Annotated in this window: 14 protein-coding genes; 5 read left to right on the plus strand and 9 right to left on the minus strand. The window is 44.5% G+C overall.

The features are described 5' to 3' along the window. Positions 1 to 174: 174 nt before the first annotated feature. Positions 175 to 654 carry an exoribonuclease R gene (locus tag ED652_RS17895; protein ID WP_122055675.1) on the plus strand — a complete coding sequence of 160 codons (480 nt, stop codon included), beginning with the start codon at positions 175 to 177 and terminating at the stop codon, positions 652 to 654. A gap of 105 nt (positions 655 to 759) precedes the next feature. On the opposite strand, the gene ED652_RS17900 is transcribed toward ED652_RS17895, so the two are convergent. The 5 genes from ED652_RS17900 to ED652_RS23800 all read right to left on the minus strand — a co-directional run bounded on the left by ED652_RS17900 (position 760) and on the right by ED652_RS23800 (position 4,512). Beyond that, complete coding sequence (locus tag ED652_RS17900; RefSeq protein WP_122055676.1) at positions 760 to 2,133, minus strand: HAMP domain-containing sensor histidine kinase; 1,374 nt, start codon at positions 2,131 to 2,133, stop codon at positions 760 to 762. A gap of 58 nt (positions 2,134 to 2,191) precedes the next feature. Next, complete coding sequence (locus ED652_RS17905; protein ID WP_122055677.1) at positions 2,192 to 2,923, minus strand: response regulator transcription factor; 732 nt, start codon at positions 2,921 to 2,923, stop codon at positions 2,192 to 2,194. Between the two features lie 82 nt (positions 2,924 to 3,005). Beyond that, positions 3,006 to 3,686 (minus strand): spondin domain-containing protein, encoded by a 681-nt coding sequence (locus ED652_RS17910; protein WP_122055678.1) that lies wholly within the window; start codon positions 3,684 to 3,686, stop codon positions 3,006 to 3,008. A 9-nt stretch (positions 3,687 to 3,695) separates the two neighbouring features. Next, positions 3,696 to 4,379, minus strand: a complete 684-nt coding sequence (locus ED652_RS17915) for a spondin domain-containing protein (protein WP_122055679.1) — start codon at positions 4,377 to 4,379, stop codon at positions 3,696 to 3,698. Next, positions 4,372 to 4,512: a hypothetical protein gene (locus tag ED652_RS23800; protein WP_162929959.1), complete on the minus strand. Its 141-nt coding sequence runs from the start codon at positions 4,510 to 4,512 to the stop codon at positions 4,372 to 4,374. The genes ED652_RS17915 and ED652_RS23800 overlap by 8 nt, the downstream gene beginning before the upstream one ends. Positions 4,513 to 4,652: 140 nt before the next feature. On the opposite strand from ED652_RS23800, the gene ED652_RS24120 reads away from it, so the two are divergent. Beyond that, the gene (locus ED652_RS24120; RefSeq protein ID WP_301951209.1) at positions 4,653 to 4,775 is read left to right on the plus strand and encodes a hypothetical protein; all 123 of its coding nucleotides are present in this window, start codon (positions 4,653 to 4,655) and stop codon (positions 4,773 to 4,775) included. A gap of 1 nt (position 4,776) precedes the next feature. Here ED652_RS24120 and ED652_RS17920 read toward each other — a convergent pair whose 3' ends face one another. Then, positions 4,777 to 5,118 carry a YggL family protein gene (locus ED652_RS17920; RefSeq protein ID WP_017062629.1) on the minus strand — a complete coding sequence of 114 codons (342 nt, stop codon included), beginning with the start codon at positions 5,116 to 5,118 and terminating at the stop codon, positions 4,777 to 4,779. Between the two features lie 254 nt (positions 5,119 to 5,372). Here ED652_RS17920 and ED652_RS17925 point away from each other — a divergent pair, with 254 nt between their 5' ends. Further along, the gene (locus tag ED652_RS17925) at positions 5,373 to 7,400 is read left to right on the plus strand and encodes a PhoX family phosphatase (RefSeq protein ID WP_122055680.1); all 2,028 of its coding nucleotides are present in this window, start codon (positions 5,373 to 5,375) and stop codon (positions 7,398 to 7,400) included. A gap of 269 nt (positions 7,401 to 7,669) precedes the next feature. Here the strand turns inward: ED652_RS17925 and ED652_RS17930 are convergent, their stop codons facing one another. The 3 genes from ED652_RS17930 to ED652_RS17940 all read right to left on the minus strand — a co-directional run bounded on the left by ED652_RS17930 (position 7,670) and on the right by ED652_RS17940 (position 10,907). Then, entirely contained in the window at positions 7,670 to 8,290 is a 621-nt protein-coding gene (locus ED652_RS17930; RefSeq protein WP_004731394.1) for a LysE family translocator, read from the minus strand. A gap of 164 nt (positions 8,291 to 8,454) precedes the next feature. Then, complete coding sequence (locus ED652_RS17935; protein ID WP_122055681.1) at positions 8,455 to 9,741, minus strand: DEAD/DEAH box helicase; 1,287 nt, start codon at positions 9,739 to 9,741, stop codon at positions 8,455 to 8,457. A gap of 182 nt (positions 9,742 to 9,923) precedes the next feature. Further along, positions 9,924 to 10,907 (minus strand): GTP-binding protein, encoded by a 984-nt coding sequence (locus ED652_RS17940; RefSeq protein ID WP_102565943.1) that lies wholly within the window; start codon positions 10,905 to 10,907, stop codon positions 9,924 to 9,926. Positions 10,908 to 11,446: 539 nt separating this feature from the next. Here ED652_RS17940 and clcA point away from each other — a divergent pair. Both clcA and ED652_RS17950 read left to right on the plus strand, forming a co-directional pair. Beyond that, the gene (clcA, locus tag ED652_RS17945; protein WP_122055682.1) at positions 11,447 to 12,853 is read left to right on the plus strand and encodes a H(+)/Cl(-) exchange transporter ClcA; all 1,407 of its coding nucleotides are present in this window, start codon (positions 11,447 to 11,449) and stop codon (positions 12,851 to 12,853) included. Positions 12,854 to 13,083: 230 nt separating this feature from the next. Further along, a complete protein-coding gene (locus ED652_RS17950; RefSeq protein WP_193835348.1) occupies positions 13,084 to 14,064 on the plus strand; it encodes a TDT family transporter in 981 nt (326 codons plus the stop codon). Positions 14,065 to 14,215 lie beyond the last annotated feature (151 nt).

The raw sequence follows: 14,215 nt of genomic DNA on the forward strand, positions 1-14,215 counted from the left end.
AACGTTTGAGTCGCTATACAATGTTTAAGTCGCTATAAATAACCTCTAAGCGCTGAGTCTAAGGCGTTTGAGACTTGGATAAGCCTGCAAACGTGGGCTTATCCAAAATATGCTTTTTCTAAGCTCAGTTCTCCATTAAACTGTCCGACCTTTTTGCTCATCCAAGAGAACGCTATGCAACGCGATTACACTTTAACTAGCTTAAACACCATGCCTCGCGAGGAACTAGAAGAATTCAGTTTAAGAATGATCCATCGTCTTGTCCCTGAAGACGCGATGACGGAATTGTTTACGTTTGAGCAGGAAGAAGTCACCAGTGAAGAGCGCATGCAGTCAGCGAAGTTCGATGCGATGCTACGAATGACCGCAATCGCGCTGAGTGAAGTGAACCTTGCATTTAGTGAGTCAGATAACTCACAACAAAACATTGAGCGTATGACACGTCTATTGCTTTGGCACTTCTACGCAATGTCGTTCAACCTTGAGCAAGCCATCGACCTTGAAACTCATTGCGAGAAAGTGGAGAAGATTTTGGAAAAAGCACCGACAGAAGCATTCGGTTGGGTAAAAGAGCTGACAGAACTGCTTCATTTTTACGCGAAAGTGAATGAAGGTAACGAAGAAAGCAACGAAGAAGGAAATGAAGACGCTTAAAGCCTCTTCAATTTAAAGCTTTTCAACGAGTTGTTCGCTACTCAGTGAACAATTCGTCTATGCCCTAAGCTAATCCTAATAGAACTAAATCGAACGCAAATAACGCTATATCGACGGCAAATAGAAACTTTGTTTAAACGAGTTCTCTGCCTTTGTTGTTTCTAATACGCTGTGATGCAGCATTAATATCGACTGAGCGATTTTAGTACCAATACCCAACGAACCGTTTGGCGCTTCCAGCTCAACCTCATTATGAATTACCACCTTCACTCGCTTGGAATCTGCTTCCAAACCGATATCCAGCGACACCATGGTTCCATTTGGGCTATGCCTCAGCGCATTATCTAACAAGTTTAAAACCAACCGCTCAAGTAAATCGCTATCCCCTACTGCCTTTATTCCACTAGGCATGTTGACGTTAATCTCGACCTTTTTATGAAGATACTTGCTTCGGATCGTTTCCGAACACTCACTCATCAACACATTTAAGTCGATCGAAGCGTATTGATACATGGGAACAGGATTATCATGTTTAGCGTTATCTAGCAGCGAATGGAGCTGATCAGATAATTTGTTGCCATTACGGTAGGCCACATCGATCAAGGGATCCGATTGTGGATTTTGAATCTTCCACGTCTCTAGGTAACCCAACACACTCGATAACGGTGTTTTCAGATCATGACTCAGTTGCAATAGGCTCTGCCTACGATGCGATGCTTGATACTCCAGTTGCAGAAACTGTTGTTGAATGTGCTTTGCCATCAACTGATAAGAATGCGCGATCGGCACCAGTTCTGGTACTTGATGTGTGAAATTAGGTTCTAAGCGAAAGTCTTGTTCGGCTTGCTGTTGCAACTTATGGGTTACGGCTTCTATCGGGTTCAACAGGCTGCGTTTAACCAATAGATAAGCTCCTAAGGCAAAACCCAAAATAGAGACCAACATAAGGCCAGCCAGTGCGATATAGGGTGTGTCGACCTGTGAATTTGCAATCACAGTATGGCGGTTACTGCCAATTAACACATAAAGATACCCAACCGTAGACCCTAACTCTTCAATCGCTGCGACAGAAAACACCTTGCGAGAGTCTGGGTTGATCGGGTCTTCTCCCAGAATCGGATAAGGCTCATCGTTTAGAAACTGCTTAATCGGTGCTAAATCAATTTGGCTTGCGAGTTTGGTTCCTTCAGGCGCGGCGTGCGTGGTGATATTGCCCTGACTGTCGAGAAAATAGATGTCAAAATCCGGCCCTATCAACATTAAGGTATGAAAGATGGATTTAAGGGCTTTCGGGTTGTAGTCAGTGCCAATCATCAGTGGGTTATCATCGCGCATGTGAACCGCAAGCTCTTTGTGTAGGCTCTGTTTTGTTCGTTGTTCAATGGTCTCTTTTTGCCAATGATAAGTGTAAGCGATAACAACACTCACCAACAGAAACCACAAGCTGGTAAACAACACTAAGCGCGACTTAAAACTCATGCTGACTCCTTAATGACTTCTGTTTCTATTAATGAACTTAAAAAGCGAGAATCAAACCCTAAGCCTTCGATTCAAACTTATACCCAACACCCCAAACAGTCTTAATAAAATCATCATCGCTGTTAGGCATAGCAAGCTTGGTTCGTAAACGGTTGACGGTGCTACAAACGGTGTGGTGGTAACCTGTATGGTTGGTGTGCCATACATGATCAAGCAGCTCATCTTTGCTATACACTCGACCCGGACGGGTGGCTAAGAAATGAAGTAAAGTAAATTCTGTCGCGGTCAACAAGACATCTTGGTTGTTTAAAGAAACCTGATGACGCTCCGGTTGAATGGTAAGGCCACCAAAACTCATCACAGATTCCGTTGTTGGAGCCTCTTTGATCGTGGCTTCTGCATGATTAACCCGACGTAAAACGTTACGAACACGAGCTTGAAACTCGAGCACACTGAATGGCTTGGTGATGTAATCATCGACACCGGCTTCTAAGCCCGAGACTTTATCCAGTTCAGCGTCTCTTGCTGTGAGCATCAACACGGGAGTCCAATCTTCCTGCTGACGGATCATCCGACAAAAGTCGAGCCCATCACCATCAGGTAAGCCTCGATCGAGGACGACTAAATCAAACTGACCATCCAGATATAGACCCTGTGCTTTTTCAATCGTATTGGCTCTTTCGACATGATGACCTTGAAACTTGAGATGCATTTGCACCAGTTCCGCTAAATCATCGTCGTCTTCAACTAGTAATATGTTTGCCATCAAATTTACCGCAGCACTATTCATGTTCCCTGCTCTATTCGGAGTCTACCCACCTTTCAATTGACCGGAAAAGAGCAGGAATTCTTTCATTTCACGCTTAACCCAATCATTCAGTTCGGGTAATGGTGATTCTCGCACCTGGATTAAGGAAGCGATGATTAGCACTTAGAGCTGAGGTCGTTAAGCCATCATCTTGACTGATGACGCCTGAGTGGAAGCTCACCACATCATTGTCATTTCTTACGCTATTAAAGCCCTCACCACCGCCTGCGGGCCCGGGGATGGTTGCTGCAAGCTCATCGTTCAGCTCCGTACCTGAATCCCACACGTTCATGTTCATAACGAACGTGTCGCCCACCGCTAAAGATTTCAGCGATAAGCCAGATTCACCTACAAACGCATCATTGGTATTCACGAGCATCGAAGCAACCGAAAGGTAACCTTCTAAAGCAGGATCGACTCGGATGGAGAGCGTGTCATTTTCGCCCGACAAGATCAGCCCATTTCCTGAAATGCCTTGGTAAACATTATCGTCGCTATCACTCAAAGCAAGCAGTTGAGAGTTGCTCCCGCCTTCTGCTAAGTATTCAAGATCCACAGAGGCACTCTGGCCAACTTCAAATAAGTCAAAATTCGTATTGTGAGTAAGTACCGCAAGTGGTGACATAGGTTGATTGGGTGTTAGGTTAGTAACACTGACATCGTAACGATAATAATCATCGTCATCATCCGGACAACCCGCCAAAACAGCGACAGAGGCCGCGATAAATAGAATTCTAGCTTTCATACATCCCCCTTACTTCACAACGATGGTGATAGTCGCTACAGGGTTTAACCAACGATGGCTGCTGCTATCGAGGTCACTTATACCTGCAACCGGATCACTGTCACCAAGGTTGCCAGGGTGAACATGAACCTTGGTATTTGAAAGCGCGGTTTCTACGCCCGTACCACCAGCGCCAAAGGTTATAAAGGGTGGATTAGGCATGCTAGCAGCTAACTCGTCATTCGCTTCCGTACCTGCATCGTAGCTGTTTAGGTTTGCCTTATAGGTACCGGCTTGAGTTGGGATCTTCCAACTGTCTAACCCAACAAAACCATCGTTGGTTGGCAGTAACATCGCGCCTAATGACAAGTAAGCCAAATCACCCGTATCGATATCAAACGTGGTCGCTACTCCAGGATTTAGTATTCCGCTTGCTGGGTTTTCGACAACCACACCACCCGCATTGGTGATTAAACTCGATAAGCCATAGATGTCGCCACCTTCCGCCATCGACTCCAACTCTGCTGAAGCGGTTTCACCCGTCCTAAACATAAACAAGTTAGAATCATGAGCCGCTGCCAAAATAGGGGTAAAATAGATTCCTTTCGTTGCATTGGTCACCGTCACCTCTAGCTGTGCTGCTTGAACCTGTGCTGTTCCAAAGGCCAACATAGCAGAGCTAACCACTAAGCTGATTTGAGTTCGTTTATTCATTTTGATTCCATCCTTTATCGAGTCCTATCGTTGCCAACAAAACGAATAACAGCGATATACCGTTACCTTTGCCAGAACGAATTGTGGTGTTGTTGACTCTAAGAATGGCGATCAAATCTATCAGCAACTTCATTGAATTCTCATAAAACTCTCACAAGTTTATTCAAACTTCTTACTGCTAAGAAAAGTAACAGTGAAGCGCTGATATTTATTCGAAAACCATAGTTTCACTAATTTCCTGTGAAGCTATAAAAAATAAGAGTGTGAAGAAAAATGGAACGTAACAAACGCAAAAAGGCCGAATCGATATACCGATTCGGCCTTTGTTCTGGCATGTTGTTGCTCATTCTAAAAGCCGTAACAGACCTCTACGTTGAGCTGACAGCACAACATTAATTTAGAATGCGTAGTTTGCGTCAATAAGTTCGCTAACTTCAACTTTGCTTACTTCAGCACGAGCTTCAAGCCATTGTGCAACTTGCAGCTGCTCTGCTTCTGTTACTGAACGGTAACGCTCAATAGAGCATAGGAAACCTTCAAACAACTCAAGGCCACCGCCACCAAAGCACAGACCGATGCTATCGATGAAGTCGATGAACTCATCAATGAACACATCGTATTGGTCAAAATCAGTAATCGATGTCTTGCAGCTTACTTCAAAACCCAGAATCGCGAATTCACCTAAGTATAATTTCTTGCGAAGGCGGCGATTTTTGTTTTCGATTTTATCTAATTTCATAACAGTCTCTCTCTACGTTTAATAAAGCACTTATACACAGTTCCTCTTCATTTCCCAAGAGTTTTGTATTACTCATCACGCTTAATCGCAAAAATCGTGCTGCAGAAACAAAACCTTAATCAAATCTATAAAAATCTGTCACTTAACTGCTTCAGGATAACTCACGCATTGATCCAGGTTATTAACCATTCGATTAATAACTGAGCTAGTCATGAATAACCCATAATAATTACAGCCAATAGGAAGCAGTACAGATGAGCAAGGAAACATTTGATAGCACTCGTTTCAATAAGAGTAAAAACAAACCATTCGAAGAAGTACTCGACGCTAACCTATCAAGAAGAAACGTTTTGAAAGGCGGTTTAGGCATAAGTGCAATGACCGCATTCGGTGCTTTCGGCTTAGCAGGCCATAGCACGGCTCACGCTGCAACGGCATCATCAAACGGAGCACAAAAAAGCGCTGCTACGTTGGCATTTGAATCGGTTAAAGGCTCATTAACAGACAGCGTAGTTGTACCGAAAGGCTACACGGCACAAGTACTGGTTCCTTGGGGGACTCCGCTTAACAAGCAAGGCAATGCCTGGCTCAAAGACGGAACAAACAACGCACAAGACCAAGCCAATGCGCTTGGGATGCATCATGATGGCATGCACTTTTTTCCATTAGACGGCAACAGCAATGATGGCTTATTGGTGATCAACCATGAATACATCGATCAAAAAGCACTACACACCAACGGCCCAACATACAATGAAGGCGCTCGCCCTAGCATTGATGAAGTACGTAAAGAGATCAACGCACACGGTGTGAGTGTGGTTCGCATCAAGCTTGAAGACAATCAATGGGTAATGGTCGATAACGATCCACTAAACCGTCGCTACACAGGTGCTACTGTGATGGATCTTTCTGGCCCTATTGCGCACAGTGAATTTACAAAAACTAAATTCTCACAAGATGGTAGCCAAGCGCGAGGCACACTCAATAACTGTGGTAACGGCTACACACCTTGGGGCACTTATTTAACTTGTGAAGAGAACTGGCCGGGTTATTTTGTTAATAAAGGCGCAACGACACCAGCTCAGGAGCGTATTGGCATCGCAACGGACAAAACACGCTACGGTTGGGACACACTTTCTGGCAACCAACAAGAACGACTGGACGAGTTCGCGCGCTTTGATGTGACACCAGCAGGCGAATCAGCAATGGATGATTACCGTAACGAAGCACACGGTCACGGCTACATCGTTGAAATCGACCCATACACCGCAAACTCTCGCGCTAAGAAACGTTCAGCATTAGGTTGTTTCCGTCATGAAGGTTGTACGTTTGGCAAACTTACTGAAGGTGAGCCTATCGTGTTCTATTCTGGCCACGACTCTCGTTTTGAATACCTGTACAAATTCGTCTCTGAAGAGAAATGGGACGCACGCGACGCTCAGCCAAGCAATCGCCTAAGTGCCGGTGACAAGTTCATGGATAAAGGTACGCTGTATGTGGCTAAGTTCAACGATGACGGTTCTGGTACGTGGTTACCGCTAACACTTAGCAGCACAACAACGAACGGCGGCAAACTTGGTGACTCATTTGATTCTCAAGCAGCACTTATCATCAATACGGCTGGCGCAGCCGACCTTGTGGGTGCAACACCAATGGATCGTCCGGAATGGTGTTCAGTTGACCCAATGACAGGCACAGCCTACCTAACGCTGACGAATAACAATAAACGTAAAGAAGCAAACTCAGCGAACCCTCGCGTAAATAACAAGTTTGGCCATGTTATCCGTTGGGATGAAGGCAAAACAGCAGGCGAATTCGATTGGGATATCTTTGTATTTGGCTCACCAGCAGTAGAAGATAAGTCTATCAACCGCTCTGGCTTAACAGACATGAACCAGTTTGCTAGCCCAGATGGATTAGCATTTGATGCTCGTGGCATTTTATGGATTCAGACGGATAACGGCGCAGACGAAGTCACTGGCTACACCAATGACCAAATGCTGGCTGTGGTTCCATCTCAATTAACAGATGACAAAGGCAACAGCGCGGTGATTGATGCAGGCAACCAAGCGCAACTTAAGCGCTTCTTTGTGGGTCCAAACGGTTGTGAAGTAACTGGCTTTACCATTAGCCCTGATTACAAATCACTGTTTGTGAACATTCAACACCCTGCAAACTGGCCATCGTCAGAAGATGCGACTGCACAGACTCAAGGCAATGTTCGCCCAAGAGCATCTACCGTAGTGATTCGTCGTGAAGACGGCGGTGAAATCGCCGTTTAATCAGGGAACTAAAGCTGGTCTCTTTGATATCTATAGTGACTAAAAGCGGCTCACTCTAAATACGTTACAACGAAAAAGAGCGATAAGGCTAAATGCCCTATCGCTCTTTTTATATTCTATTCATTCTCTAGTTTAAGTAAGAATCTGAGCCTTTAGCTCATCATCTTCCCAAGAGTTCGCCCTCCCAAGTACGCGTCATCCTCGAGAAGGAGAAACGACTGATTCGGGATCTCAACCGTTATAGTTGATCGCAATACCGTTAATCACAGTTAACTCACGAACAACCACACACCAACGCCCATCATTAACGTACCTGCAATACGGTTCATCAACTTAACGTTATCGGCTTTACCCAGCATATGTTTTAGGCTCTTACCGCCCGTAGCATACAAGGTCATGCAGACAAATTCAGAAACCAGAATAATAGACACTAAAATCAACAATTGCGGGGCTAAGTCTTTATTACTGTTAATGAAAGGAGGCAATAACGAAATCATGAATGCCCAGCCTTTCGGGTTCGCGATTGCCGTTACGAAGCCTTGAACCACCAAGTCCCAATCATTGCTGACTTTTGTTGTTTGGTTGTCAGTACTGATCGCCAGCTTGCCTCTTGAACGCCACATCTGAACGCCTAAATAGAACAAGTAAGCTGCACCAACAAATTTGAAGCCCGTAAATAGCCACGGGTAGTTCAACATAATAGATGCAATACCCAATACCGCAGCAATAGAAACCACCGCAACACCAGCCAATTCACCGATCATCATCCATAATGTACGCTTGTATCCAACACTCATTCCTAGCGTCAAAGCCAAGGTCATACACATACCGGGCGTGATTGACACAAAGAAAAAAGTGGGAATAAAAGCCCAAAGTAGTGCGCTATCCATATTATTACCTTATCGACTTATTTTTATTTAATAGTTCTTGTTTCTTGATCGGGCTTGAAATGAAGCGAGGTTGAAACGAAGCAGTAATGACAATAAACAATATTGCGAGCAATACAAACAAAAAGAGCCACATAACAGTGGCTCTTTTTAGTCACCAACCGTAATTACTTACGACGGTTTTTAATTCGCTTCATCATAGTCAAACGACGTTCAGCGCTTGCTTGATCTTGAGGCTCTTCGTTTGCATTGTTCCTACGACCCTGACGGTTTTTGTACGCCGATTTAGTGTTCAGCTTCTCGATGTAAGCATCACGTTTCTTCGGTTCATAACCCGGTTGTTCAACACGACGAATACGTTGTTGAATCAGTGTTTCAACTTGAACAACAGTCAACTCTTCTTCGCGGTTAACGAAAGAAATCGCATGACCTTGTTTACCAGCACGACCTGTACGGCCAATACGGTGAACGTAATCTTCCGCTAGGAAAGGCATGTCGTAGTTAATTACATGTGGTAAGTCTTCGATATCAAGACCACGGGCTGCAACGTCGGTTGCTACCATCACACGTGCTCTGCCTTCTTTGAAGTCATCCAAAGCACGACGACGAGCGCTTTGTGCTTTATCACCGTGACAAAGTACCGCTTTAATGCCGTCTAATTTAAGCTCTTTAACAACGTCATTCGCTGTTTCTTTGTAGTTCACGAACACAAGCACTTGGCGCCAGTTTTTACGGCCAATCAGCTCAGAAAGCAGTTCTGTTTTACGCTCTTGATCCACAGGGTACACCACGTGACCAACAGTAGAAGCCGTTGAGTTTTCGCGCTCAACACTAATACGTTTTGGTTTACGTAGAATATCAACAGACAGTTGGTTTAACTGAGTAGAAGTCGTTGCCGAGAACATCATGATTTGCGGCGATGTTTCTACATCCAACATGATCTTACGAACGGCATTGATAAAGCCCATATCAAGGATACGGTCAGCTTCATCGAATACTAGAAATTCTAGGTTTGCGATAGACACGTTACCCGCTTCTAAGTGTTCTTCCAAACGGCCAGGTGTTGCAACCAAAATATCCACACCCAGTTCTAATTGACGAACTTGTGAAGACATTTTGTTACCACCGTAAACCGCTGAAACGCTTAGTTCAGTGTATTTAACGTAGTCTTTAATGTTTTGAGCGATCTGCGCAGCGAGCTCTCGAGTTGGAGCAAGAATAAGGCCGCGAGCCGTTCCTCTAGACGCCTTTTTACCGCTGTTCAAAAGGTGCTGAATAACAGGCAATGAAAATGCCGCTGTTTTACCCGTACCGGTTTGAGCAGTAGCAAAAATATCATGGCCTTTACGAGCCATTGGAATCGCCTTTTGTTGAATTGGAGTGAGTTTTTCATAACCACACTCAGTCAACGCTTTGACTAATTCAGGAGCAAAACCTTGAGAGGAAAATGACATTGTTACGGGTTCCTTAAGCAGACAGCCTACATTCTTATTTTAGCCGAGCACTATAAAGTAATTAGAGTGATTTATCTCACATTTATCGTGATATAACGCAAACTTTCTCATTTAATCTGGTGTTTACCCCACCTTCAACGAAGTAAACACCGAGATCATCAATTCAAACAGTAAAAATGGCGCTATTTGATGCCACACAGCTTGAGTAGAATCTGCTCGAGATCGTCCCAAGGCATTAACTGCGAGTCGATCACTTCAAGACGAGACTCAAAGCCATCAAGGGAAATTTCATTCACTGACACCACTTGATTCGCCACGTTAAACGCATAGCAACCTTGGTCAGTATTCACCACGGCTTTTACACGCTCAGCCGTTAGCTCCGACAACATTGAGAATAGCGCATCGAAGTCGAACTTATGCTCTGCGCCAAACAACCAACCACAACTAAAATAACCCTGCCCTTTATTCTCTTTACGGATAAACGCTTCACCGGGAGGCAGTTGGAATTGAGGCTCTTGTTCAGCGTGGTCATGATGATGCGCTTCAAGATGAGAGGAAGCACTGCCGTATACTCTTTCAATGTCCAACACTTCCAATGGCACTTCACCATCGTGAATTAGCTTATGGAAGACTTTTGCTGGCGTTTGATCCGTCACCCAATCATTGAACACATCGATGTCTTCAGAATGAACAAGGTCAACCTTAGTACCAAGAATCACATCTGCACTGTCCAGTTGATCATTGAAATTCTGATTCGACGTGTACTTTTCATTGGATAGGTTTCGTGGGTCAACCAAGCCAAGCGTCGCTTTTAAATCAACATAAGGTGTGTATTGCTCTGAAGTGAGTGTCGCAATAACCTGTTTAGGGTGACCAAGCCCAGTTGGCTCAATCAATAAACGGTCCGGCTTTTGGCGCAGTAAGGCATTAATACCTACCGACATAGGCACACCTGCAGTACAACACATGCAGCCACCCGGTACTTCTTTAATTAAAGCACCTTGGTCTGTCATTAATGCGCCATCAATGCCGATTTCGCCAAACTCATTAACCAGGACAGCCCAGTTTTCATTCTCAGGTTTATTTTTGAGCAGGTTCAAAATAGCTGTCGTTTTGCCAACACCCAAGAAACCCGTAATTATGTTTGTAGGAACTTTTTTGGTCATATCAGTTCTCCTTTTTAAGGGAGTATATACACAATCACGGAGAAATTGACCCCAATCGCTTGTTTATACGGAGAATGATTTGAGCCAGAAGTTGTATGAGTGTCACTAAAAAGGGGGGAACGATGAAAAATGAATGCTCCAGACGAACTAAAGGCGTACTTGAAGTACGCCTCACTCTCGTTACTCAATCGTGAGTTCGCGAATCAGGAAGCCTTAAATATCGACCTGAACAATTAACGAGAAACTAAAACTTTATATCTGAATCCATCCAAATTGTGTGTAAAACCTCACGTCTCCTTGCGGTTTGTTATGTTGCTTTACGATTTAACTATGGTTCATTTTTAGGGATATTCAAGGTGCCATCTGAGAATCGATCAAAATTGTGACGGGGATTCCACTATTGCCCATATATTCCATTTATGTAACACGTACATTCCATAAATGAAATTCAACTTTTCATCTTTGCTGCTATAGGATATGCAGAGGACGCGTATAATTTATGACAACCCCGCCTTAACCCATTCAGGAGCCTTATCTCAATGACCAGAAGAGAGAAAATTAAGCAATCCTTATTAGCCAAAATGCCAAGGGATGCTATTAATCAATTTCTCTCAAGAGATAAGACACCCGCTTCCGTTCTCTTTCTTTCTTGTATTGTGGGTGTACTTGCTGGCGTGGTGGGTACCTATTTCGAAGTCGCGGTTCATTTCATCACAGAAACTCGTACCGATTGGCTTAAAGATGAAATCGGCAGCTATTTACCCCTTTGGCTAGCCGCTTTCCTTATTAGTGCTGCATTTGCCTTTATTGGTTACTTCCTCGTTCACCGCTTTGCTCCAGAGGCTGCAGGCTCAGGCATCCCCGAAATTGAAGGTGCGATGGACGGTATGCGCCCTGTTCGATGGTGGAGAGTATTGCCAGTAAAATTTTTTGGCGGTATGGGCGCATTAGGCTCTGGTATGGTTTTAGGTCGAGAAGGACCAACCGTTCAAATGGGCGGCAGTATTGGTCGCATGGTCACCGATATCTTTCGAGTCAAAGATGACGACACTCGCCACTCACTATTAGCTTCGGGTGCCGCAGGTGGTTTAGCCGCCGCATTCAACGCACCACTGGCTGGCATCATGTTTGTAGTCGAGGAGATGAGACCACAGTTTCGCTATTCACTCATATCAATTAAAGCCGTCATCATCTCCGCGGTTTCAGCCAACATCGTTTTTCGATCAATCAACGGGCAGTCTGCAGTTATCACAATGCCTCAATACCAACCGCCTGAACTGGATGCTCTGTGGTTATTCTTGTTGTTAGGCGTGTTGTTCGGCCTGTTTGGTGTGATTTTCAATAAGCTGATTACACTTTCGCAAGACCTGTTTGTGGCAATACACAAGAATGACCGTAAACGCTACTTAATGACAGGTTCCCTGCTGGGCGGTTGCTTTGGCTTATTGCTGCTCTATATACCGGAGTTGACTGGCGGTGGTATTGGTATCATCCCGAATATCACTAATGGCAACTACAGCGCAAACGTGCTGCTGTTAATATTCTTAGGGCGCGTGCTCACCACGCTACTTTGTTTCGGCTCTGGTGCACCGGGTGGTATCTTTGCACCAATGCTTGCCCTAGGAACACTCTTTGGTTACGCGTTTGAGCTTATCGCGGCTGCATTCTTCCCTGAACTGAATATAGAGCCGGGTATGTTTGCGATTGCGGGTATGGGTGCCTTATTCGCTGCCACCGTGCGTGCGCCGATTACAGGTATATTACTGGTTATCGAAATGACCAATAATTACTACCTTATACTGCCGTTGATCATCACTTGCTTGGGTGCAGTGATCATTGCGCAGATGCTTGGCGGTCAGCCAATTTACAGTCAACTATTGAACCGTACACTTAAAAACGAGAAGTTAAGACAACAAGACCTGCCTCAGCAAGAGGAAGTACGTTAATTACAAATGACTCATGAAACAAAAGCACACATTCAACGTGCTTAATGTCCCGATTCCGCATCAAAATCAAAAAAGCAAACGTTAAACTTGCTATCATCCACTCAAAATTAGTTGAATGCCCTCAACATCTATTGATGGCACAATTGCACGCTCTAATTAGAGCAAAAAATCTATTACTCACTGATATCCTAAAAATAACCCACATTCTATAAACAAGTTGGAGCAAGTCGTTGAACTGGAGAAGATTAACCCAAGTAAAAAATGTGCCGCCCTCTCAGGCGTCTTTAGCACTTGGTGTAATTGGACTAGGGCAAGCTTGGGCATTATATCTGCCAGGGGTTGGTGAGATCATTCGCCCTTACCTTGCTGCATTTGGCGCACTGTTATTGCTACCCGTTTTACTTCGGTATCTCACCAGCTTTAATACTTTCATCAATGACATTCGTCATCCGCTTAGTGGAAGCTTGATGGCACCAATGAGCATGGCGTTATTGATTCTATGCGACTATTTAGCCGAAATCTCACCAGTCATTGCTTACCCTGTCTGGTTCTGCGCGTTGTTATTGCATTTTACCATGATGGTGTTGTTCTTTAGTTTCCAGATCATCAACTTCAAAATGTCGAACATTGTACCGAGTTGGTTTCTGTATCCGGTGGGGTTAATCAGCAGTTCCTTAGCAGGTTCACAATTTGGGCACACCGTTTTTTCAGAAACACTTGCGGCCACTTGTATCGGTATCTATTTCCTAATGCTGCCAGTGGTGTTGTACCGCTTGGTATTCGAAGGAAACCTGCCACGCCGAGCAAGACCAACCTTAGCCATCATGGCAGCACCTGTGAACCTGTCTTTAGCGGCCTACTTGGTTAACTTCGACGACCCAGACCCGATTCTAACAGGCGCGTTGGCTGGCATTGCTATCACCATGACACTATTGATCTACTTGTGTTACATACGATTGATGCGTCTGAAATTCCAACCTTCAATTGCTGCCGTCACTTTCCCTTCCGTGATCAGCGCTATTGCCATGCATCGTCTAACTACGTTTTTCGGCGCGGAATACCCACAATGGTATTGGCTGCACAAGTTTGGTTTCTTCGAGTTAACCATCGCGACCATCCTAGTGATTTGGGTTGCAGGTGGTTACGTGAAAATGTACTGGCCTGAGTTTTTTGATACTGACTACATGTCTAAAAAGGTCAAACGTTCTTAGACCTAAGCTAGAAGAGCTTAGTTTGCTCGACCGAATTCTCCAATATTCGATATGTCAGACAGCAGAACCAAACAAAAAAAGGCCTCACAATGTGAGTAATGCCGATCAGTTAGGACTAAAGTGATCGGTTGAACGATCCTCCAGAGCTGTC

The sequence above is a fragment of the Vibrio sp. Evd11 genome (genome assembly GCF_900382755.1).
GTDB classification, from domain to species: domain Bacteria; phylum Pseudomonadota; class Gammaproteobacteria; order Enterobacterales; family Vibrionaceae; genus Vibrio; species Vibrio lentus.

What these genes read in the sequence shown, in the direction of transcription:
- ED652_RS17910 (WP_122055678.1), bottom strand. Translation starts at nt 3,686, where the DNA reads ATGAAAGCTAGAATTCTATTTATCGCGGCCTCTGTCGCTGTTTTGGCG.
- ED652_RS24120 (WP_301951209.1), top strand. Translation starts at nt 4,653, where the DNA reads ATGGAACGTAACAAACGCAAAAAGGCCGAATCGATATACCGATTCGGC.
- ED652_RS23800 (WP_162929959.1), bottom strand. Translation starts at nt 4,512, where the DNA reads ATGAAGTTGCTGATAGATTTGATCGCCATTCTTAGAGTCAACAACACC.
- ED652_RS17930 (WP_004731394.1), bottom strand. Translation starts at nt 8,290, where the DNA reads ATGGATAGCGCACTACTTTGGGCTTTTATTCCCACTTTTTTCTTTGTG.
- ED652_RS17900 (WP_122055676.1), bottom strand. Translation starts at nt 2,133, where the DNA reads ATGAGTTTTAAGTCGCGCTTAGTGTTGTTTACCAGCTTGTGGTTTCTG.
- ED652_RS17940 (WP_102565943.1), bottom strand. Translation starts at nt 10,907, where the DNA reads ATGACCAAAAAAGTTCCTACAAACATAATTACGGGTTTCTTGGGTGTT.
- ED652_RS17905 (WP_122055677.1), bottom strand. Translation starts at nt 2,923, where the DNA reads ATGAATAGTGCTGCGGTAAATTTGATGGCAAACATATTACTAGTTGAA.
- ED652_RS17935 (WP_122055681.1), bottom strand. Translation starts at nt 9,741, where the DNA reads ATGTCATTTTCCTCTCAAGGTTTTGCTCCTGAATTAGTCAAAGCGTTG.
- ED652_RS17895 (WP_122055675.1), top strand. Translation starts at nt 175, where the DNA reads ATGCAACGCGATTACACTTTAACTAGCTTAAACACCATGCCTCGCGAG.
- ED652_RS17925 (WP_122055680.1), top strand. Translation starts at nt 5,373, where the DNA reads ATGAGCAAGGAAACATTTGATAGCACTCGTTTCAATAAGAGTAAAAAC.
- ED652_RS17920 (WP_017062629.1), bottom strand. Translation starts at nt 5,118, where the DNA reads ATGAAATTAGATAAAATCGAAAACAAAAATCGCCGCCTTCGCAAGAAA.
- clcA (WP_122055682.1), top strand. Translation starts at nt 11,447, where the DNA reads ATGACCAGAAGAGAGAAAATTAAGCAATCCTTATTAGCCAAAATGCCA.
- ED652_RS17915 (WP_122055679.1), bottom strand. Translation starts at nt 4,379, where the DNA reads ATGAATAAACGAACTCAAATCAGCTTAGTGGTTAGCTCTGCTATGTTG.